At 72.6% G+C, this 21,128-nt stretch carries 18 protein-coding genes; 12 read left to right on the top strand and 6 right to left on the bottom strand.

Annotated features, from left to right (window positions below; all coding sequences use genetic code 11):
* The first annotated feature begins 74 nt into the window (after positions 1 to 74).
* The 5 genes from ACQPZW_RS21615 to ACQPZW_RS21595 all read left to right on the top strand — a co-directional run bounded on the left by ACQPZW_RS21615 (position 75) and on the right by ACQPZW_RS21595 (position 6,780).
* Positions 75 to 998, top strand: coding sequence for a hypothetical protein (locus tag ACQPZW_RS21615; RefSeq protein WP_433796730.1), 924 nt, complete (start codon positions 75 to 77; stop codon positions 996 to 998).
* A 127-nt stretch (positions 999 to 1,125) separates the two neighbouring features.
* Complete coding sequence (locus ACQPZW_RS21610) at positions 1,126 to 1,968, top strand: IniB N-terminal domain-containing protein (protein ID WP_433796729.1); 843 nt, start codon at positions 1,126 to 1,128, stop codon at positions 1,966 to 1,968.
* Positions 1,969 to 2,000: 32 nt separating this feature from the next.
* Positions 2,001 to 3,932 (top strand): GTP-binding protein, encoded by a 1,932-nt coding sequence (locus tag ACQPZW_RS21605; protein WP_433796728.1) that lies wholly within the window; start codon positions 2,001 to 2,003, stop codon positions 3,930 to 3,932.
* Complete coding sequence (locus ACQPZW_RS21600; protein ID WP_433796727.1) at positions 3,929 to 5,347, top strand: hypothetical protein; 1,419 nt, start codon at positions 3,929 to 3,931, stop codon at positions 5,345 to 5,347. The genes ACQPZW_RS21605 and ACQPZW_RS21600 overlap by 4 nt, the downstream gene beginning before the upstream one ends.
* Before the next feature lie 83 nt (positions 5,348 to 5,430).
* Entirely contained in the window at positions 5,431 to 6,780 is a 1,350-nt protein-coding gene (locus tag ACQPZW_RS21595; RefSeq protein ID WP_433796726.1) for a M20/M25/M40 family metallo-hydrolase, read from the top strand.
* A gap of 98 nt (positions 6,781 to 6,878) precedes the next feature.
* On the opposite strand, the gene ACQPZW_RS21590 is transcribed toward ACQPZW_RS21595, so the two are convergent.
* A complete protein-coding gene (locus ACQPZW_RS21590) occupies positions 6,879 to 7,373 on the bottom strand; it encodes an RICIN domain-containing protein (protein WP_433796725.1) in 495 nt (164 codons plus the stop codon).
* A 156-nt stretch (positions 7,374 to 7,529) separates the two neighbouring features.
* Here ACQPZW_RS21590 and ACQPZW_RS21585 point away from each other — a divergent pair, with 156 nt between their 5' ends.
* Positions 7,530 to 10,580: a BTAD domain-containing putative transcriptional regulator gene (locus ACQPZW_RS21585; protein ID WP_433796724.1), complete on the top strand. Its 3,051-nt coding sequence runs from the start codon at positions 7,530 to 7,532 to the stop codon at positions 10,578 to 10,580.
* Between the two features lie 19 nt (positions 10,581 to 10,599).
* Here ACQPZW_RS21585 and ACQPZW_RS21580 read toward each other — a convergent pair whose 3' ends face one another.
* Both ACQPZW_RS21580 and ACQPZW_RS21575 read right to left on the bottom strand, forming a co-directional pair.
* On the bottom strand, positions 10,600 to 11,235 hold the full coding sequence (locus tag ACQPZW_RS21580) for a response regulator transcription factor (protein ID WP_433797590.1): 636 nt from the start codon (positions 11,233 to 11,235) through the stop codon (positions 10,600 to 10,602).
* Positions 11,235 to 13,166: a GAF domain-containing sensor histidine kinase gene (locus ACQPZW_RS21575; RefSeq protein ID WP_433796723.1), complete on the bottom strand. Its 1,932-nt coding sequence runs from the start codon at positions 13,164 to 13,166 to the stop codon at positions 11,235 to 11,237. The genes ACQPZW_RS21580 and ACQPZW_RS21575 overlap by 1 nt, the downstream gene beginning before the upstream one ends.
* Before the next feature lie 107 nt (positions 13,167 to 13,273).
* Here ACQPZW_RS21575 and ACQPZW_RS21570 point away from each other — a divergent pair, with 107 nt between their 5' ends.
* Positions 13,274 to 13,825 (top strand): hypothetical protein, encoded by a 552-nt coding sequence (locus ACQPZW_RS21570; RefSeq protein ID WP_433796722.1) that lies wholly within the window; start codon positions 13,274 to 13,276, stop codon positions 13,823 to 13,825.
* Here the strand turns inward: ACQPZW_RS21570 and ACQPZW_RS21565 are convergent.
* Positions 13,818 to 15,053: a prolyl oligopeptidase family serine peptidase gene (locus ACQPZW_RS21565; RefSeq protein WP_433796721.1), complete on the bottom strand. Its 1,236-nt coding sequence runs from the start codon at positions 15,051 to 15,053 to the stop codon at positions 13,818 to 13,820. The two genes, ACQPZW_RS21570 and ACQPZW_RS21565, sit on opposite strands and share 8 nt — an antisense overlap.
* A 160-nt stretch (positions 15,054 to 15,213) precedes the next feature.
* Between ACQPZW_RS21565 and ACQPZW_RS21560 the strand changes: the two genes are divergently transcribed.
* Both ACQPZW_RS21560 and ACQPZW_RS21555 read left to right on the top strand, forming a co-directional pair.
* Positions 15,214 to 16,011 (top strand): helix-turn-helix transcriptional regulator, encoded by a 798-nt coding sequence (locus ACQPZW_RS21560; protein WP_433796720.1) that lies wholly within the window; start codon positions 15,214 to 15,216, stop codon positions 16,009 to 16,011.
* Positions 16,012 to 16,021: 10 nt separating this feature from the next.
* A complete protein-coding gene (locus ACQPZW_RS21555) occupies positions 16,022 to 16,717 on the top strand; it encodes an SDR family NAD(P)-dependent oxidoreductase (RefSeq protein ID WP_433796719.1) in 696 nt (231 codons plus the stop codon).
* A 146-nt stretch (positions 16,718 to 16,863) separates the two neighbouring features.
* Here ACQPZW_RS21555 and ACQPZW_RS21550 read toward each other — a convergent pair whose 3' ends face one another.
* Both ACQPZW_RS21550 and ACQPZW_RS21545 read right to left on the bottom strand, forming a co-directional pair.
* Entirely contained in the window at positions 16,864 to 17,478 is a 615-nt protein-coding gene (locus ACQPZW_RS21550; RefSeq protein ID WP_433796718.1) for an NAD(P)-dependent oxidoreductase, read from the bottom strand.
* Between the two features lie 5 nt (positions 17,479 to 17,483).
* Positions 17,484 to 18,257: an inositol monophosphatase family protein gene (locus ACQPZW_RS21545; RefSeq protein WP_433796717.1), complete on the bottom strand. Its 774-nt coding sequence runs from the start codon at positions 18,255 to 18,257 to the stop codon at positions 17,484 to 17,486.
* A gap of 66 nt (positions 18,258 to 18,323) precedes the next feature.
* Between ACQPZW_RS21545 and ACQPZW_RS21540 the strand changes: the two genes are divergently transcribed.
* The 3 genes from ACQPZW_RS21540 (at position 18,324) to ACQPZW_RS21530 (ending at position 21,128) form a co-directional block, all read left to right on the top strand.
* Positions 18,324 to 19,223 (top strand): LysR family transcriptional regulator, encoded by a 900-nt coding sequence (locus ACQPZW_RS21540; protein WP_433796716.1) that lies wholly within the window; start codon positions 18,324 to 18,326, stop codon positions 19,221 to 19,223.
* Positions 19,224 to 19,582: 359 nt separating this feature from the next.
* Positions 19,583 to 19,915, top strand: coding sequence for a hypothetical protein (locus ACQPZW_RS21535; RefSeq protein ID WP_433796715.1), 333 nt, complete (start codon positions 19,583 to 19,585; stop codon positions 19,913 to 19,915).
* 661 nt (positions 19,916 to 20,576) lie between these two features.
* Positions 20,577 to 21,128 carry an RNA polymerase sigma factor gene (locus ACQPZW_RS21530; protein ID WP_433796714.1) on the top strand — a complete coding sequence of 184 codons (552 nt, stop codon included), beginning with the start codon at positions 20,577 to 20,579 and terminating at the stop codon, positions 21,126 to 21,128.

Genomic DNA, 21,128 nt, shown 5'->3' with positions numbered 1-21,128 from the left:
GGCCACGGCCGGATCGTGCGGGGTACGGGCGGACGCCCGGCCAGGGCGGCGCCGATGGCCACGGTCATGCGGGGTTGCGGGTCGCGCACGACGGGGGCGGGGAACACCCCGGTGAGCAGATCGGACACGTACGTACATACGGCGCCATCCGCTCCGGCGATCAACATGGCGGAAAGATCGCCGGTTCCGTAACCACGACTGTGGACCAGGGCCGCCGCAAGGTCGACGGTCGGCCGGATCAGGGCGCGGGCGTCGGCCGGGGTGAGACCGTCCACCTCGAACCCGCCGACGTCGCTGAGCTCGGCCGAGGCGAGCAGTTCCATGCGGCCCGGCTGTTGCGGGGCGACCAGGGCCACCTCGGCCGTGGACCCGCCCAGCCGGTAGACGCCGAGCAGCCCGCCGGCGGTGGGGGCGCGGCCGGCGGCCTGGTGGCACTCGACGACGGCACGGGCGCGGGTCACCAGCACGCAGCCCATCAGGTCGGCCTCGGCCAGCCCGGCCTGCAGCAGCCCGAGACGCCCGGCGCCCCAGCCGGACGGGTGCGCGATCGCGACCCGTACCGGGGGCTCGCCCAGGAGCTCCCAGACGCGGTCGACGACCCAGCGGGCCATGGCGGCGGTCAGGCCGTGCGCCGGGAAGTAGCCGCCGCCGAAGTACATCGGGAGCGGGTCGCCGATGCGGTGCAGGTAGCCGGCGACCGCGTCGGCCGGGTGCTGCCCGACCTCGGCCGGGACGACGCTGCCGTCCGCGGTCATCCGCAGCGCGGACGCGACCACCGGGGAGCGGGCGCCCAGGGAGATCGGCTGCGCCGGGCCCCAGCCGGGACCGCCGGGACCTTCGGCGCGCCGGCAGACGGCCGCTTTGACGGTGCCGACACCGATGTCGATTCCCAGCACGTAGGACACGCGTTCAACTCCTCAGAGGTCGGTACCCGACGTTCGTACCAAAATGCGGTGGTGAATCGTCCCCCCAAAAATGGCGGGCCGGAGATCCCCTAATCCCCTAACCGGCCCGCCGGTGGAGTGGGGGACTCGTCCCCGATGCCCGGGGGTGGCCCCGTCCGTAGTTTTCTCCTCGGCGCCGGGCCCGCGCCGTTCGATCCGCATCAGCGTCTAGGAGCTCGACATGACTTCGCCCACCCTGCAGGACTTCGTTCTCAACCTGATCTACGACCCGGCTGCCCGGTCGGCGTTCGAGCTGGACCCGGAGGCCACCCTGCGGCACGCCGGGCTGGACGACATCACCGCGACCGACGTGCAGCAGGTGCTGCCGCTGGTGATCGACTCGGCACCGGTGGCCGGACTGACCGGCCCGGACGGGCTGGACGACCTGACCACGGGGGTGGCCAGTCTGGACGTCGCCGGTGCGGTGGCCCAGTTGCAGGCGATCGCCGCGCACGTCGCGCCGCACGACACGCTGGCCGAGGTCAACGCGTCGAGCAGCGTGAACGTCACGGCGCTCGGCCTGAGCACCGACGGGCTGACGGGCGATCTGGATCTGGGCCTGGGCACGTCGGTGTCGGTCGGTGGGCTGTCGGCCGACCACGACCCGGAGCTCGTCGTGGACAGTGCGGTGCACAGCGCCGTGACCACCTCGTCCACCTTCGTCGCCGAGCCGGTGCCCTACGACGCCGGCCTCACCGGTGACGTCGGTGGCGTGCTCGACACGGTGACGAACGTGCCGTCGGTGGTCGAGCCGGCCACTTCGGGGCTGCTTGACGTGGCCGGGGTCCACGGGGCAACCTCTTCGATCGGATCGCTGATCCAGCCGGACCTGAGCGGCGTCACGTCGCTCGATGCCGTCGACGGGCTGACCGACACCGTGACCGGTACGGTCTCCGGTGTCGGTGGCACGCTGGACGGGCTGACCGGCGGCCTGACCGGGAGTCTGACCGGTGGCCTGCTGGGCGGCGGCCACGACGTCGAGCAGCCGGCCACGCACGGCGAGTTGTTCGGTGACGGCCTGTAAGAGGCGCCACGACGAGAGGCTGACGGACGCGGATGACGAGCTGGGAAGCCGGGACGACGGCGCCGACGGGTCCCGCTTCCCTGATTCCGCATCCGCGGCCGGCGCCCGATCCGCTGCGCGGTGCCGCCGTCGACGTCGATCCGTGGTGGATGGACACCATGGACGCGGTGATCCGGACGTGCCGGGCGCACGGCCGGGCGGATCTGGCCGACCGGCTCGCCCGTCGCCGGGCCCGGCTGCTGCACCCGCAGCTGCGGGTGCTGGTGGCCGGCGCCGCCCAGCAGGGCCGCAGCCGGCTGATCAACGCGTTGATCAACGCGTCGGTGTGCGGGGTGCTGCCGGACGGTGACGCCGCCGTGCCGACCGTGGTGTGCCACGCCGACACCCCGACCGCCCACCTGATCCGGCGTGACTCGCCGGCCGCCGACTGGACGGCCGCGGTCGGGTTGCAGGCCCGGATCCCGCTGGGTGTGGAGCGGCTCGGGGTGTCGCTGGCCGAGGCGGCCGCGTCGCTTCCGGCCGGTGCGCCGGTGCACGTCGAGGTCGGTGTGCCGCGGTCGCTGCTGGCCGGCGGTCTGGTGCTGATCGACGCACCGGCGCTGCCCGGTGGCACGGACCGGGTGGCCGCGGTCCGTGATCTGGCCGACCAGGCCGGCGCCGATCTGGTGCTCTACACGTGCGAGGCGGGCCGGCATCTCGCCGACGACGAGCTGGCTCTGCTGGCCGGGCTCGGTCAGGTGTTCCCCGGTCTGCTGGTGGTGCTGACCAAGGCCGACTACGCCCCCGACTGGCGTCGTGACCTGGCCGAGTGCCGGCTGCGGCTGAACCGGGCCGGGATCGGGGCGGCGGTCGCCGCGGTGTCGTCGTCGTTGCGGCTGCACGCGGTCCGTACCGGCGACGACACCCTCAACCGGGAGTCCGGGTTCGCTGATCTGGTTGTCCATCTGCGCAAGATGGTCGAGGCGAAGCCGGACCGTCTGGCCCGGGCGACCGCCGGGGCGCTCGGGCGGATCGCGCTCCAGGAGTTGGCGGTGCCGTTGCGGGCCGAGCTGGAACGCCACGGCCAAGGCGGCTCGTCGGATGCCGCGGCGCATCTGCAGGCCACCCATCGGCGCCTCGACGACCTGCGCAAATGTACGGTCCGCTGGCAGAACCGGCTGTCCGACGAGGTCGGTGACCTGATGTCGGACATCGAGCACGATCTGCGGGAGCGGGTGAAGGCGCTGCTCGCCGAAGCCGACGAGTTCTTCGCCACCAACGACCCGGCGAAGAGCTGGGACGAGTTCGAGCCGTGGCTGCGCGACTCCCTGCAGGAGCTGGCCACGACCAGCATGACGTGGCTGGCCGAGCGGACCGAGTGGATGGCCCGCCGCACCGCCGACATGTTCCCGCCGGAGGCCGGTGACGTGCTGCCGCCGACCGCGCTGGCCATCACCGACGGGGGCGTGCTGCAGGGCGTGTCGCCGCTGGACGCGCCGCCGGTGGCCTCTTTCACGCCGGGGCAGAAGCTGTTCATCGGGTTGCGTGGCTCGTACGGCGGGGTGGTGATGTTCGGCCTGGCGACCAGCCTCGCCGGGATGTCGCTGATCAACCCGATCTCGATCGGCGGTGGCGCCCTGTTCGGGGGCAAGAGCGTGCGCGACGAGAGCAAGACGCTGCTGAAACGGCGGCAGACCGAGGCGCGCAACGCCATCCGCCAGCACGTCGACGACATCTTCACCAAGCTCAACAAGGATGCCCGGGACAGTGTCCGGCGCGCCCAGCGTGCGCTGCGTGACCACTTCACCGCTGTCACCGAGGACCTGCAGGAAGAGACCATGGAGTCGCTGCGCAACGCCAAGGCGGCCGCCGACCGGGACGCGGCCGCCCGCGAGGCGCACGGCCGGCGGCTGCGTGAGGAGCTGACCCGGCTGGCCGAGTTGCACGCCCAGGCGCAGGCGCTGAGCGAACGGGCGCGGGCTTGATCAGCGAGGAGCTCGAACGGCGTACGCACGACCTGTTGCTGCGGGCGGCGCACGTCTACCGAGGTCATCCGCTCGCCGACGCGCGGCTGCGGCACACTCTGGACCGGTTCACCGGCCCGCTGCGCCTGGCCGTCGCCGGTGCCGCCCGGACCGGGAAGTCGACGCTGGTCAACGCGCTCGTCGGGGAGGACGTGGCGCCGGTCGAGCAGGCCGGGTTCGTGACCTATCGGGACGGCGTCGACCTGCGGGCCTGGAGCCATCCGGAGCACGGCCGGCCCTACGAGGTGCCGGTCGCCCGGAGCTCCGGCGGGTTGCGGCTGGACGCGGCGGCGCCCCGGGTCGTGGTGCAGTGGCCGAGCCGGGTGCTGCGGCGCACCGAGCTGATCGACACCGGCCCGTCCACGCCGCCCGGCCAGGTGCTCGCCGAGGCCGATGCGGTTCTGCTGCTCACGCCGCGCATCGGTGAGCCGGACCTGGATTTCCTGCGCGCCGGCCGGGGGCTGCGCGGGCCGTCGGTGTGGCCGGTGCATGCGATCGTGGTGCTGACCAAGGCGGACACCCACGGTGACGGGCTTCCCGACGGGCTGCTGGAGGCGCGCCGGATCGCCCGGCGCCGCCGTCGTGAGCCGCTGACCGGCGCGCTGTGCCAGGACGTGGTGGCGGTGTCGCCACTGATCGGGCACGCCGCGCGGACCCTGCGCGACGACGAGTTCCGGATGCTCGCCTCGATCGCGGCGCTTCCGCGTACCGCCGCCGATCCGTCTCTGCTGTCGACCGACCGGTTCACCGCGGCCGGATCGTTGCCCGGCGTCGACGCGCGAGCCCGGTTGGAGCTGTTGCAGCGGTTCGGTCTCGGCGGGATCCGCCTGGCGCTCACGCTCGTGCGGACCGGCGCGGGCACGGCGGCCGTGCTGGCGGAGCGGTTGCAGGACTACAGCGGGCTCAAGGACCTGCAGACGTCGGTGGCGGAGCTGTTCGTGGCGCGGCGGGCGGCGCTCAAGTCCCGGTCGGCGCTGATCGTGCTGGACCATCTGCTGCGTACCGAACGGCTCCCGCCGTCCGGGCATCTGCTCGCCGAGTTGGAGCTGCTGCTGGCGGGGGCGCACGATTTCGCCGAGCTGCGGTTGCTGTCGGCGTTGCGGTCCGGGCGGGTGGCGCTTCCGGCGGAACGGGCGCTCGAGGCGGTACGCCTGGTCGGCGGTGCCGGCACCAGCCTCGGTGAGCGGCTCGGCCTGTCCACCGAGGCCACCGTCGACGACATCTGGGCGGTCGCCGAGGACAGCGCGGCCCGCTGGCGCCGGGAGGCAGCCCTGGGCGAGCGGACCCCGGCGCAACGGCGGGCCGCGGCGGTGGTGTTACGCAGCTGCGAGGCGATGCTGGCCGGCGACGAGGCGATGCCCGCCGGCGCCGGATAGTCCGCGTCTCCTCCCCCGCCGGTGCGCACCGGGAACGCACCAAGACATCGATATACGTCGACATTTGTGGCAGGGTGGGGCGCATGTCCACGAGGCGCACGTTTCTGGTGGCGGGTGCGGCGACGGCCGCCGGCGTCGCCGCTTCGACCCCGGCCCGAGCCGCGTCCCCCGATCGGGAGCTGCGCAGGATCCTCAAGGAGATCGATCCGGTACGCATCGAGGCGATCGTCCGCAAGCTGGTCTCCTTCGGCACCCGGCACACCCTGTCGGTGCAGGACGACCCGGTCCGGGGCATCGGCGCCGCCCGTGACTGGATCTTCGCCGAGTTGCAGCGCCACGCCGCGGCCAGTGCCGGGCGGATGACCGTCGAGCTGCAGTCGTTCGTCCAGCCGGTCTCCCCGCGGATCCCGGCGCCGACCCGGATCACCAACGTCATCACCACCCTGCGCGGCAGCGTCACCCCGGAGCGCGTCTACGTGGTCACCGGCCACTACGACTCCCGGGTCACCGACGTGATGGACGCGGTGAAGGACGCCCCCGGCGCCGACGACGACGCGTCCGGCGTCGCCGTGATCATGGAGCTGGCCCGGGTGCTGGCCACCCGGCAGCCGGAGTCGACGCTCGTGTTCGCCGCGGTCGCCGGCGAGGAGCAGGGCCTCTACGGCTCCGACCACATGGCCCAGCAGTACTTCGACGCCGGCACGGACATCCAGGCCATGTTCAGCAACGACATCGTCGGCACCGGCAACGCCCACGACGGCACCCGCAACGACCCGCGTACCGTCCGGCTCTTCGTCGAGGGCGTGCCCACCTCGGAGACCGCCGCCGAGGCCGGCACCCGCAGGAGTGTCGGCGGCGAGAACGACGGCCCCTCCCGCCAGCTGGGCCGCTTCGTCAAGGAGGTCGAGCCGGACGGCGCCGACGTGCGGGTCATCTGGCGCCGCGACCGCTATCTGCGCGGCAGCGACCACATCTCGTTCCTGCTGCGCGGCTATCCGGCGGCCCGCTTCACCGAGCCGCGGGAGAACTTCAACCACGAGCACCAGGATGTACGGGTGGAGAACGGCGTCCAGTTCGGCGACCTCCCCGAGTTCTGCGACTGGTCGTACATCGCCCGGGTGGCCCGGGTGAACGCGTCCGCGCTGTGGTCGCTGGCGCAGGCCCCCGGCACCCCGAAGGGCGTGGTCATCGACACCACGCGGCTCACGAACGAGACCACGCTGCGCTGGCAGCCCGGCACCGAGCCGGACCTCGCCGGATACGAGGTGGTGTGGCGCGAGACGACCGCCTCGGACTGGCAGCACACCCTGCCGGTCGGCAAGGTGACCACGGTGACGGTCGACCTCTCCAAGGACAACGTCTTCTTCGGCGTACGGGCGGTCGACTCCACCGGCCACCGAAGCCCGGTCGCCGCCCCGAAACCGTCCAGTTGATGATCCGGTTCGCGCCCGGCGCCCACCGCCGGGCGCCTGCACCGGAGATCCGGGCAGGCGCCTGACCCCCGTAGGGCGCAACGCCGTGACGTGGCGTCTCAGTACCAGACGGTCGTGTTGTACGTGACGGTGGCGATGCACGGAGCCGCGTACACGTACTTCCCGCCGTAGTAGCTGCCGCCCGCGTCGGACAGGCAGTGATTGCCGGTCACCTCGCTGTAGAACTGGATGCCGTTCGGCTGGCGGACGACGATCCAGCTCTTCGACGGGGTCGCGGTGCACGCGCCGACGATCAGCTCCACCGTGCTGCCGTTGCGCCGGCTGCCGAAGCACCGTCGTGTCTCCTCGTTGCGCAGCTGGCGGGTGCCGTCACCGAAGACGTGCACGTTCCACCGCTGGTAGAGGCTGTTGTTGCAGGTGAATTGGCGGAGCGAGAACTCGATGCTGTCGTCGAGGCACAATCCGGTCGCGCGGTTGCGGAAGGTCTGCACCGTGTCGGCCGATGCCGGGGTGGCCGTCACCACGGTCGTCGACGCCGCGGCGATCAACGCCACGACGAGGACCCGCAGGGCCTTGCCGATTCTCAGTCTCATCTTGAATCCCTTCTCAGCCGGCGGCGAGGCACAGACAGAGAAAAACATCGATGCCCATACCGGCCCTACACAATGCCGTGTAGCCGTTGTACGAACCGCCGCGAGGCGACACAATGTCGGAACAATCGGTCGTCGACAGTGGACTGTGGGGATGCCGTGCAGTTCCGCGTTCTGGGCGGTCTCGAGGTGCGGCGCTCCGACGGTGAGATCGTCGTGATGGGCCGGCGCAAGCAACGGGCGCTGCTGGCCGTGCTGCTGCTGAGGGCCGGTCGCGTGGTGCGCGCCGGTGAGCTGACCGCGGCGTTGTGGGGCGAGGATCCGCCCGTGTCGGCACGCGCCAACCTCCACTCGTACGTCTCCAATCTGCGCCGGATCCTCGATGCCGCCGGCGGGCAGACCGGAGGGCGGAAGCTCACCCAGGCCGTCGGGGGCTATCGGCTCGACGTCGCCGAGGACGAGTACGACGCGATGCTGTTCGCCGCCCTGGCCGCCGAGGGTCGCCAGGCCCTACGGGAGGATCAGCCGTTACGCGCCGCCGACCGGCTGGGCAGGGCGCTCGCGTTGTGGCGCGGTCCTCCGCTGGAGGATCTGAGCGACCTGGAATGGTTCGTGCCCGAGGCGGCCCGGCTGACCGAGGCGAGGCTGGCGGCGCTGGAGGACCACGCGCGGGCCCGCCTGGCGCTGGGCGAGCACGCCACGCTGGCGACCGAGCTCGCGCCGGCGGTCGCCGAGCACCCCCTACGGGAGACCCTCTGGATCCCGTATCTCCATGCCCTGCACGGCAGCGGGGCGCGGGCGAAAGCGCTGACCGAGTATGCCGCGTTGCAGGCGACGCTGCGGGACGAGCTGGGCGTCGCCCCCAGCGGGGAGCTGCAGGAGGCACACCTGCGCCTGCTCTCCGACGACCCGGCCGAACAGCCGGCCACCGGATTAGACCGCGCCGTGCCCGCTCACCTGCCACCCGCCGTCGCCGACTTCACCGGCCGCGAGGAGCAGTTGGGGCAACTGTCGAAGGTGATACCGCCCGGCACCGATCCTGCCGGGCTCACCGTCGTCGGCATCACCGGCATGGCCGGCGTGGGCAAGACCACCCTCGCCGTCCACTTCGCGCACAGCATCGCCGCGTTCTACCCCGACGGCCAGCTGTACGCCGACCTGGCCGGCACCGACCTGTTCCCGCCGACGCCCACCGAGGTGCTCGGCCGGTTCCTGCGTGCGCTGGGAGTGCCGGGCCCGGCCGTGCCGCCGGACGCGGGCGAACGCGCCGAGCTGTATCGCAGCAGGTTGGCGGGGCGTCGGGTGCTCGTGGTGCTCGACAACGCCGCGTCCGAGCAGCAGGTCGAAGCGCTACTGCCGGGCGGTGCCGGCTGTGCCGTCCTGCTCACCAGCCGCCGTTGGCTGCCCGGTCTCGCCGGGGTCCGCTGGACACAGCTGGACGTGCTCGGTGGCGACGAGGGTGTGCGGCTGCTGGCACGGATCCTGCCCGACACCCGGGTCGACGGTGACCCGCGGGCCGCGGCAGACCTGGTCCGGCTCTGCGACGGCCTGCCACTGGCGGTGCGCATCGCCGGGGCGCGGCTGACGTCCCGGCCGCAGTGGACGCTGTCGCATCTGGTGGCGCTGCTGCGCGACGAGCAGGGCCGGCTCGACCGGCTTCACATCGGGGACCTGCACGTACGCGCATCGCTCACCCTGAGCTATCAGGGTCTCCCACCGACGGCCCGCCTGCTGTTCCGGCTGCTCGGCGCCTTCGACGTACCGGACTTCCCGGGCTGGCTGGCCGGCGTGCTGTCGGACCCGGCCGGCGACGATCTCGACACCCTGGTCGACACCCTGGTCGACACCCACCTGCTGACGCCGGTGGGGATAGACGCCGTCGGGCAGGCCCGGTACCGCTTCCACGACCTGGTGCGGCTGTTCGCCCGGGACCGGGCGCGCGCCGAGGACCCGCCGGAGCGGTTGCGGGCGGCGGTCAGCCGCGGCGCCGGGGCGTGGATAGCGGTGGCCGAGCGGCTGTCGGACCGGATGCCGGGGACCTGCTTCGCCTCGATTCCCGGGCGGGTTCCCCGGCCCGACGTGGAGCAGGTCGTGAACACGCTGGCGGAGAAGGATCCGCTCGCCTGGTTCGACGCCGAGCAGCTCGCGATGCAGGCACTCATCCGGCAGGCGTGCGAGACCGGTGACGACGAGGCGGCGTTCGACCTGGCCCAGCGCATGGAGAAGTACTTCGACGTACGCGGCATGTACACCGAGTGGGAGACGTGCAGCCGGCTGGCGCTGGACGCCTGCCGGGTCGCCGGCAACCGGCGGGGCGAGGCGGTCGTGCGCCGAGGGCTGGCCGACCTCACGACCTGGGTGACCGAGGACCACAGCGGGGAGGCGATGGCCCGGTCGTACGCCGAGGCGGAGCGGGTCGAGGAATTGTTCCGTGAGGCCGGCGAGGTGGGCGGGATGGCGGACACGGCGGTGATGCGGTCGTGGTCGCTGACCGCCACCGGACGGCACGGCGAAGCGCTCGAGGTCGCCGGAGTGGCACTCGAGCGGGCGATGTGGGCCGGGCACCTGGGCGGGCAGGCGCGGGCACATCTCGCGCTGGCGGTCGCGTCCGGCGAGTCGGGGCGGCTGATGGAGGCCGTGGGCCATCTGCACGACGCTCTGCGGTGCGCCCGGGAACTCGGCAATCCACGCTGGGTGGCGACCGCCCTGCAGTTCCTCGGCATCGCGCACGGGCGAGCCGGGCAGTTCGAGGAGAGTGGCCGGTACCTCGCCGAGGCGCTGGCGATCTCACAGCAGCACCAGGACACGTACACGCTGATCCTGACCATGATCGTGAAAGCCCGGGTGGCCATGGGCAGTGGCGACGACACGGCCGGGCCGACCGCTCGGGCCGCGCTGGCGGCGGCGCGGGAGTATCGGATGACCCATCACGTGGCGGAGTCCTTGGACGTGCTCGGGGAGATCGAGCTGAACGCGGGGCATTCGGCCGAGGCGGCGGTCCATCTGCGGGAATCGGTGGGGCTGTGGCGGACGCGGGGGTGGTTGCGGTTCCAGGCGCAGGCGCTCGTGTTGCTGGGACGGGCCTTGAGCGATCACGAGGGTGAGGCGGCGCTCGCCGAGGCGGCCGATCTGTTCACCCGCCTCGGCGACACGGGAGGGGCCGCGGAGGCGGACCGGCTGCTGGTGACGCTGAGACGTCGATCAGGGTAGTGAGAGCACACCCGGACCACTAAGCGCGCAGGAAGGTGAGGACCGCCAGCACGCGGCGGTGTTCGCGCTCGTGCTGGACCAGACCCAGTTTGGTGAAGATCGACGTCACGTACGCCTCGACGGTCTTGATCGAGAGATGCAAGTCGCCGGCGACCGCCGCGTTGGACAGGCCGCGGGCCATCAGGGCGAGCACAGCACGTTCGCGGTCGGTGAGCGCGTCGAGCGGATCGCGTTCGCGCCGCCGGGCCACCAGCCGGGCCACGAGCTCGGCCTCGATGACGGTCTCGCCGCGGGCCACCTTGCGCACGTCGGCGGCGAACGCGGTCAGGTCGGAGACCCGGTCCTTGAGCAGGTAACCCACTCCCCCGTCGAAGTCGGTCATCAACCGCAGGGCGTGGTGCACCTCGACGTACTGGGAGAGCAGCATCAGCCCGACGCCCGGCGCGACCGCCCGGATGGCGGCCGCGGCGTCGATGCCCTCGGCCGCGAAGTCCGGTGGCATGCGCAGGTCGATCACGGCGACGTCCGGCGGGTCGGCGCGCACCAGGCCGATCAGGGTGGTGCCGTCACCGGCCCGGCCGGTCACCGTGAAGCCGGTGTCGGTGAGGATCCGGGCCATGCCCTCGCGGAACAGCACGGCGTCGTCGGCGAGCATCACGCGCACGGGATCACCGTCCGCAGGCCGGTGCCGGCCGGGCCGCTGTCGACGGTCAGGCGCGCGTCGAGGATGGCGAGCCGGTCGGCGAGCCCTTCGAGGCCGCTGCCGGGCCGGAACTCGGCGCCGCCGCGGCCCTCGTCGGACACCTCGACGATCAGGCCCGGCCCATCGAGCTCGACCCGCACCGCGACGGTCGCCGATCCGGAGTGCTTCGCGGCGTTCGTCAGCCCTTCGCTGACCACGAAATAGGCGGTGGACTCGACCTCGGGCGGCAGCCGCCGGGGCACCGACACGGCCAGGCGCACCGGCAGCGGCGACCGGTCGGCGAGGAACCCGATCGCGGGCGCCAGACCGTCCTGGGTCAGCACGGCCGGGTGCAGTCCGCGGGCTGTCTCGCGCAGTTCGGCGATCGCCTCCAGCAGGTGCCGGCGCACGTCGTCGGCGCGGTCGGCGATCTCCGCCGGGCCGGTGCCGGCGGCCAGCCGCACCACGGCGCCCAACTCCATCGCCACGGTCACCAGACGCTGCTGCGCGCCGTCGTGCAGATCGCGTTCCAGTCGGCGGCGGGCCGCGTCACCGGCCACGACCAGGCGCTGGGCGGTGGCCCGTAGCTCCAGGACCAGCCCGGCCTGGGCGGCCAGGTCACCGACCAGCCGCGACTCGGCCGACGACAGCGCCTCGCCGGGTGGCTTGCGCACGGTGATCGCGCCACGGAGCCGGCCGTCGTGGAGCACCGGTACGGCCGTCAGCTCGGCCAGCGTCCGCGTGCCGGGTGGCAGTGGCTCGCCGGCCGGCCAGACCGACGCCACCCGCAGCTCCTCGGCCGTCCCGGTCCAGAGCGTCACCGCCCGCGCCCCGACCGCGTCCGCCACGGTGCCGCAGATGCCGTCGAGCAGCCCGCCGGCCGGGGCGGTGAAATGCGCGGACAGCCTGGCCAGCGCCTCGTACGGGGTGGCCCGCCGCCCGTAGACGAGCCGGTCGGCCAGCCGCTGCACCCGGGCGCGCACCGGCTCGAAGGCGACCGCGACGAGCCCGGTGGCCAGCAGGGACAGCCACGTGCCGTACCCGTCGACGAGGTGGCCTGCGCCGGTGACGACGATCGCGTACCCGGCCGTGACCAGCACCGCCATCGTCCCGAAGACCAGCGACCGGTTCAGCACCGGGTCGATGTCGTAGAGCCGGTACCGCAGGATCGCGGCGCCCGCGGCGAGAGCCAGCAGCGGCGCCGTCAGCGTGCCCGGCACCGGCGAGCCCCACACCGCCAGCCCGGCGACCATCACCGCGGCCGACACCGTGACCGTGTAGAGGAACCAGCGCATCTGCCGGGCCTCGTCGCCGCGGGCCCGGCGCACCCGGACCGCCACACAGACCACCCAGGTCAGTTGGAACAGCAGGTAGGACACCGGCCGGGCCACCCGGTAGAAGGCCTCGGCGACCGTGCGCCCGGGAACCGTGAGGGGGTGGGCGGCGATCAGGCCGGTGCGGGCGTACTCGACCGGCCACAGCGCCGACACCGTCGAGAGGATCAACCCCAGGGCGAGGAGTACGCCGACGACCGGCACCCACCCGCGTGACGGCAGCCGCCCGGTCGGGAAGCACATCACCGCGACGCCGACCAGGACCAGCACCAGCGGGAGCGGCCAGACACCGAGCCAGCCGATCCAGGCGGCGCCCGGGAGCGGGCCGGGGTGCAGGCCGTACTCCCGGCCGGCGAACATGACCGCGTGGGCGACGCCGACCGCGACGAACAGCCGGCCCTCCCGGTTGCCGGGGCGTTCGGCCACCACGTAGAGCCCGACGGTGGTGAACGACGCCGCGATCAGCCCGTTGTGCAGGTTGCCGACGTGCGGGCCGAGCACGAACCCGGCGGCGACCAGCACGGCGGTCACCGCGCCGGTCGTCCAGCGCAGCGCCGCTCCGGTCTCCACGCCTGTATCGTGCCAGCGCGTCGCCGACCTGTGATGAGGGTTAACCCTGCCGATGTTCGAGGGCCGGCCCGGATCCGCCGGCGGCGCGCCGCGACGACAGTCGGGGCATGACTTCCACACCTCTGCAACGGGTGCTCACCGGGTCGCTGCTGGTCGCGCCCGCCGTCTATCTGATCGCCGATCTGCTGTACGCGACGCGTGGCTGGGACGACCCGGTCGCCGCCGTGGTCCACGTGCTCGGCGCGGTCGGCTACACCGTCGTGATGTTCCGCCTGGCCACTCTCGGGGAGGGGCTGCTCGCGGCGGTGCTGCTCGTGGTCGGCGTGTTCGGGGCGGCCGGCGACGTGGCGTACGGGTTCAACACGATCCACGTCTCCCTGGGCGACACCGACCTGGTCGACGCGAGCGGGGCGGCCGTACTCATCAAGCCGTTGGGTCTGTGTCTGCCGTTGACGTTGCTGCTCGGCGCGGTGGTGCTGCGTGGTAGGGCGCCGGCCTGGGCGGTGGGGCTGCTCGCGGTGAGCGCGCTGATCTGGCCGGTCGCGCACATCGCCGACGTCGGCTGGCTCGCCGTCCTGGTCAACCTGCTGCTCACCACGGCGTTCGGCGCGGTCTCGGTCGCGCTGTCCCGCGCTCCGCAACCGCTTCCCGTCATCTGAGCGCGCGCTGCCGGGCCATCCACTGCCAGACGCGGGTCCCGTCGATCCGCGGGTCGTTGTGGGCGAGGTAGATCCACGACCAGTGGCCGTTGAACCGGTAGCCGTCCCAGACCACCTGGTCGTAGAGGCTCATCAACGAGCCCGGGATCAAATCGTGGGCGTGGATGGTGTTCGGCTCAGGCGGCACGGTCGTGTCGTCGCGGGAGGTGACCAGCCACGTGGGCGTGGTGATCCCGGCCAGCTCGGCGTCGGTGATCAGGCGGGGGCCGCCCGGCTGCAGCGAGGCGACGACCCCGCAGACCGGCACCGAGGCGGCGAACAGGTTCGGGTACGCGGTGGTCATCTTCAGGCTCATGTATCCGCCGTTGCTGCACCCCGCGACGTAGATCCGCCGTCGGTCGATCGCGTGCCGGCGTACCACCTCTTGAACGATCTCTTGAATCTGCGGCGCGAACCGGGGGCCGTCCTCCATCCAGAACGACGTGCTCTGCGGCGCCACCACGTAGGCGCCGTCGAAGATCCGCTGCGCCTCGCGGGTGGCGAACCCGAGCGCGCCGCGGTTGGCCCGCAACGTGGTCTCGTTGTCGTAGTAGCCGTCGCGCAGCGAGGCGCCCTCTCCCCCGCCATGCAGCCACACCACGAGCGGGCGCCGCCTCTCACCCGGCGAGAACAGGCGGTACTTCATGCCCGAGCTGGAGACGTGGTGGCTGAACGCGTCGACCTCCGGGTCGGCCAGCCGCCCCTGGACGAACGCCGTGATGGTGACCGGGCGCCCGTGACGGGTGCGCACCGGCGCGGTCTGCGTGATCGTGTAGGTGAGGTTCAGCCGGACGTTGCGGCCGCGGCTCACGATGTAGCCGAGGGTCCCGCCGCCCACCTGGCCCTCACCGTGCGCAAGGTCGAGGACCACGTTCCCGTGACGGTCGAGCCGCGCCGCCGTCACCGTACGGTCCAGGTCGTACTCGCTGAAGATCAGCTCCCCCGGCTCGAGAGGGATCGGGCTGGTGGCCTTGGCGTGCACCGTGAAGGTGCCGGCCGTCAGGGAGGCCGGGTCGATCCTCAGCCGGGCGGTGTCCAGGGTGACCGAGACGACCTGCTCGCCGCCGTCGAGGACCCGGGCGTCGAGCGTGAACCCCACCTTCGCACCGACGTGACCGGGCGCATGTGCGGCGACGGGCAGCGCGAGTCCCGCTGCGAGAACGGTACGACGGGTGACGGGAGCAGTCATGCCGACTCCAATGTTTCGCGTCCGTTTCAGCTTCCTTACAACGACGTTGGTCTATCACGAACGGTGCTCGGACGCACGCGGGCCGGTGTCGGCCCGGGCAGAACGGGAAATCGTCGAGGCGAGCCCCGCATCCCCGGCCCGACCCCATAGGGTTCGAGGGATGCGGGTGCATTCGTTGCCGGTCGAGCCGCAACCCGCACCGTGCACGACCGTCGCGGCGGCACCGGTCGGTGCCGACCTGCGACGTCACGTGCTCGGGTACGGCGGTTTCCGCTCCGGGGACGGCGTTGCCCTCAGGCATCGGGTGCTGCCCGCCGTCGCGGCCGTGCTCGTCATCGACGTCGACAGCGGTGACGCTTTCGTCACCGGGCCGCGGACCAGGGCGGTGCTCGCCGCGGAGCGGTGGGGTCATGGGGTCACGGCCGGGTTGACTCCGGCCGGGGTCGCCACCGTGCTCGGCATGCCGATGGGGGAACTGGCCGGGGCCATCGTGCCGTTCGAGGCACCCGACCTGGTCGAACGCGTCGCCGCCGCGGAAGCCTGGGCGGACCGGTTCGCGGTCCTGGACGGCTGGATGAGACGGACGGCCCGCGATGCGGATCACCGGGCCGACCCCGGCCTGGTCGCGGCGTGGAGACGATTGCAGCGCAGCGGTCCACCCGGGGTCGACGAGGTGGCGGCGCTGCTCGGTGTTCGGCGACGCCGGCTCGAACAGGCATTCCAGCGGTACGTCGGGGTCGCGCCCGGAGCGGTCGCCTGTGTCGCCCGCTTCCAGCGTGCCGTCGGCATGCTCGCCGGGCACACCGCACTCGGCCGGGTGGCGGCCGAATGCGGCTACGCCGACCAGCCGCATCTGACCCGCGAAGTCGGTGCGATGAGCGGATGTACGCCCGGTGAGCTGCGTCGACATCTGCACGCTGCGCAATCGTTCAAGACCTCGCCGGTGATGCTCTCGTAGCGTGCCCGGCATGACACTCGACGGCAGGATCGCGTTGGTCACCGGAGGCTCGCGCGGCATCGGGCGGGCGATCGTGGAGAGGTTGACCGACGCCGGTGCCCGGGTGTTCTTCACCTGCCGCACGGATCCGGGTGTGACCGGCGCCGTCGCGATCCGAACCGATCACGAGGACGTCGGCAGTGTCCGGTCGATGTTCGACACCGTCGGTGAGCGCCTCGACATCCTCGTCAACAACGCGGCGGTCAATCCGCGTACGCCTCTGGACACGGTGACCGCGGAGGAGTTCGACCGGGTGTTGACCGTCAACACGAAGGTGCCGCTGCTGGCGATGCGTGCTGCTGCCGAGCGCATGGGCCGGGGCGGGCGGATCGTGAACGTGTCGACGTTGAACACGGTCGTGCCGGCACCCGGCCGGTTGCTCTACACGATGAGCAAAGGCGCCCTGGAACAGGCCACCGCTGTCGCCTCCCGCGAGCTCGGACCGCGCGGCATCACCGTCAACACGGTGTCGCCGGGAGCGGTCGACACCGACATGCTCCGGTCGGCCAACGACGCCGGAGCACTCGCCCGGACCGCCGCTCTGACCGCCCTGCAACGGCTCGGCGAGCCCGCCGACATCGCGGTGGTCGTGGCCTGGCTGGCCGGGCCGGATGCGGCCTGGATCACCGGTCAGAACATCCGCGCCACCGGCGGGCTTCTCGTCTGAGCCCGATCACCGGGGACTCCACCCCGCCTCAGGCCCGACAGGCACCGGGGCCGTCGCCGCCGGTGATGCCGCCGCCATTGCCATCACCCGCCGGGTCGGGCCGCCGCAGAGCCTGCCCGTTACGGCCCGCCCGCCGCCACCGGGTTTCACTGCTGCAGCGGGACGGCGACAGCGCCGGCGTGTGCCGGGTTCTCGGCCTCGTCGAGCATCGCGGCGGCGACTGTCGCCCGGCTCACCCGGGCCGGGAACACACGGCGCGGCACGGCGTCCAGGGCGACGGTGCGCCGGGACGGACCGGCCGGTCCGTTCGCCAGCGGTCCGGCGTGGAAGACGGTTCCGCCCGCCTCCCCGATGATCGCGTCGGCGGTCTCCTTGTCGGCCCGGTCCGCAAGCATCCGGAGCAGGGTCCGGGTGAGCGGGCCGGCTGCCGCCGCCGACGGTCCGGTGCCGAAGGCGCCGAGCCAGACGATCCGGCCGGGACGGGCGGCGGCCACCGCACGAGCGCCCGCGGTCAGGACGCCGGGCCGGTCACCCTTGGCGACCCCGAGACCGGAAACGATCGCCTCACGGTCTCGGAGCGCTGCGGCGATGCCCTCCGGATCGAGGACGTCGGCGGCGGTACGGACCAGACGCGCCGAATCCGGCAGGGGGATGCGGCCCGGGTTACGGGAGACGGCGATGACGGTGTGGCCGCGGGCCAGGGCCTGGCGGGTCAACTCGAGGCCGGTCGCGCCCGAGGCCGCCAGCACGGTGATCTCCATGCCGGTCACCGGAGCGCTTCGAGCGCGGCCGCGTGGACACCGGGCGCCGCGGCCAGGTAGCCGTCGCTCGTGATGTCCCAGGGCTTGCCGTCGAGGTCGGTGACCGTGCCGCCGGCCTCCCGGACCAGCAGCACCGGCGCGATATGGGACCGCAGATTGTCGAACTGCCAGTGCACGTCCATCCGCCCGGCCGCGACCTGCGCCAACAGGTGGCCGACCGGCACGGAGACCCGCACATACAGCGCCTGCCGCATCATCGCGGCGACGGCGGCGCCGGCCCGGTCGGCCCGGTCGGCCTCCCGGCCGGGACGCGCTTGACCGGTTCCGGTCAGGGCCAGGCTCAGATCGGTCTTGGCCGACACCCTCAGCGGTACGCCGTTCGCGCTCGCCCCGTGACCCGCGACGGCCGTGAACGTCTCACCGGCGACCGGCATGTACAGCACGGCCAGCACCGGCCGCCCGTCACGGACGAGGCTGACGCCAATGTTCCAGTCCGGCATGCCCTGCACGGCGTTCATGTTGCCGCCGACCGGGTCGACCACCCACCAGTCGCCGCCGGGCATCGGGCCGGACCCGTGCTCGTCGGAGGTCCACTGTGAGCCCGGCAGCGCCGCCGTCAGGGCCGGCCGGAGCACCCCGCTGACGGCGTCGTCGTTGGCGGCCAGCGCGGCCATCAGCTCAGCCCCGGTCGTGGGGGTCGTGGAGGGGCGGGTGACCAGCGCGGCGGCGGTGTGGACGGCGGCGGTCACGACGGTCAGGAGTTGCTGTTCGGTGGTCATGCCTCCACCCTGCCGCCCCACTTCAGTTGAGTCCAGTGCAACGTTGTTAAGCTAGGATTTACCGTCATGCAACTGGATTTGAACCTGCTCACGGTGCTCGACGCGCTCCTGCAGGAGGGCAGCGTGGCCGGGGCGGCCCAGCGGCTGCGGCTCTCCTCCCCCGCGGTCAGCCGCAGCCTGGGTCGTCTGCGCCGGCTGACCGGCGACGACATCCTGGTGCGCACCGGGCGCACGATGACCCCCACCCCGTATGCGCTGGCGGTTCGGGAGCAGGTCGGCGAGCTGCTACGACAGAGCCGGCAGGTGCTGACGCCGAGCCGGGAGCTGGACCTGGCCGAGCTCGACCGGGTCTTCACACTGCAATGCCACGACGCGCTGGCCCTCGTCCTCGCCCCCATCCTGCTGGCCGACGTCGCCGACGCGGCCCCGGGCGTGCGGTTCCGCTTCCCCACCGAGGCGGCCGCCGACACCGACGAGCTACGGCACGGGCGCGTCGACCTGGAGATCGGCTCGGCCGTGCCGGCACTGCCGGAGATCCGGCACGAGGTGGTGGGCCACGACCGCTTCGTCGTGGTCATGCGAGCCGGTCATCCGTACGCCCAAGGGCTTGATCTCGAAGGATTCGCCGCCCTGCCGCACGTGCTGGTGTCGCGGCGGGGGCGGCTGAGCGACCCGGTCGACGGCGTCCTGGAACAGCACGGCCTGCACCGCCGGGTGCTCGCCGCGGTCGGCGCCACCGCGACCGCCGCCCACATCGTCGCGCGAAGCGACGCCGTGCTGACCGCGCCGGATCTCGCGCTGCGTCCGCTGGCCGATGCGTTCGGGCTGGTCACCGTGCCGTTGCCGATCACGCTGCCGGAGCCGCCGATCGTCTGCGGCTGGCACCAGCGATTCGACACCGACCCGGCGCACGCCTGGCTGCGCACCCGGGTCCGAGCGGCGTTCGCCCTTGTCATGGCCGCCTGACGACGCGCCCCGCGTCGCCGCTTGACGTCGCGCTTCCGCGGGCCTGCCTTACTCATCGCCGGCTGACGTCGCGCTCCCGGTTACGCCTTGCTCGTCGCCGCCATCGCCGCTTGACATCGCCTTCCGCCGGGCCCGCCTTGCCCATCGGCCCCACCACCGCCTCACGTCGCCCTCCGCCGGGCCCGCCTCGCCCATCGGCCCCGCCACCGCCTCACGTCGCCCTCCGCCGGGCCCGCCTCGCCCAGCGCCGCCACCACCGCCTCACGTCGGCTCTCGGACCCTCCGTGCTCGTCGCCCGAGGGGCCAGACGGCTCGCCGGGCTCCGTTTTGGTGTGGTTCGGGGTGGGAAACAACGGGTCATGCAGCCAATCGATCAGTTCGAGACAGTGGAACCCACCGAGACCCCGCTCCTCGCCCGGGCCGAGATCGGCATGGTCGTCGTGGACTCCGCGGGCGACGATGCCGGCACGGTGAGCGCCGTCCAGATGCCCGGCACGGACGTCCGCCCGGACACCGTGGCCGGAATCGCGGAAGCGCTCATGGGCGCCGGATATCTCCGCGTCGACGGCACCGGGGCGCTGTCCAACGACACCTACGCGTCCGGTGACCAGATCGCGGACATCGCCGACGGTGAGCCCGGCAGCGTGCGGCTGAGCGTGCTCCGCGACGAGCTGCACCGCGCGGCCAGTTGAGACTGGGCCTTCGACAAGCGATCCCGTGGCGGGGGCCTGGACGTCGGCCCGGCCCGCGGCACCTCTCACCCGGCTGAATCAGCCGGGTGAGAGCAGGATGCCGTGTTCGACAGTGACCACGGACCTCGGTGAGGCGCCGCGGACGGTTTCCCGGCTCGAAAGCCGGCGGCTGGTCAGGGCGTCCGCCGGTGCCCTCGGACCCGATGGACACCCGTCTCCACTCCGGCGCCGCCCATCCCAGCGCCGCCCATCCCAGCGCCGCCCATCCCAGCGCCGCCCATCTCGGTGGTCGCGCGGAGCGGGCCGGGACTTTCATCGCATCCACCGGCGAACCTCGACCGCGGAAGTGTCCATGCCTACCCGCGGCCGCACAGCGGATCCGCACCGCCGCCCCATGTCCGGTCACGCGCCGCGTGAACCAGTCACGCACAGATGAGCCGGCCGCAAGCCGGGACGAACCAGTCGCGCACGGATAAGCCGACCGGGGACGACCAGTCGCGCACGGATGAGCCGGCCGCAAGCGGGGATGAGCCGGTCACTCACGAAGCCCCCGAATGAGCTGGTCGTGGGCAAGGGCATGCCGGATCGGCGCCGGTGCGAATGTGGCTTGGATCACAGCAGGGACAGATCCGATCGTGGGTCGGTGGTCGTCTATCAGGGCGTGAGAGAGAGTCTGGACGCGGCTGACGAGGAAGAACTCGTGCGCCGCACCGCTGCGGGCGACCGGCGGGCGTTCGACGAGCTGTATCGGCGGACCTCGCCGTGGCTCGCCGTTCGGCTGCGCCGCCGGTGCGCGGACGCCGACATCGTGGCGGACGTGATGCAGGAGACCTATCTCTCGGTGTGGCGGGCGGCCGGGAGCTTCGCCGGGGCGGCCACCGACGGCAGCGCTGTCGGATGGCTGTGGACGATCGCCGCCAACCGGATGGTCGACGCGTTCCGGCGGCGGGCCCGGCAGGCGCAGGTGCCATCGGTGCCGACCGCCGCGACGGTCGCTCCGGCGGCCGAGGACGAGGTGATGGCCGGTCGGGTCGGTCAGGACCTGGAACAGGCGTTGCTGCGGCTGCCACCGGAGGTACGGCAGGTGCTGCGCGCCATGGTCCTCGACGGGCTGTCCGCGCGCGACACCGCGGTGCTGCTGAATGTGCCGGAGGGCACGGTGAAGTCAAGGGCTCGGCGGGCCCGGATCGCTCTGCGGGAGGCGCTGTCGTGA

The sequence above is a fragment of the Actinoplanes sp. CA-252034 genome (assembly GCF_050956125.1).
Lineage (GTDB): Bacteria > Actinomycetota > Actinomycetes > Mycobacteriales > Micromonosporaceae > Actinoplanes.
Note: the sequence above shows the minus strand (reverse complement) of the source record. Positions and strands in the feature narration are given on the sequence as shown.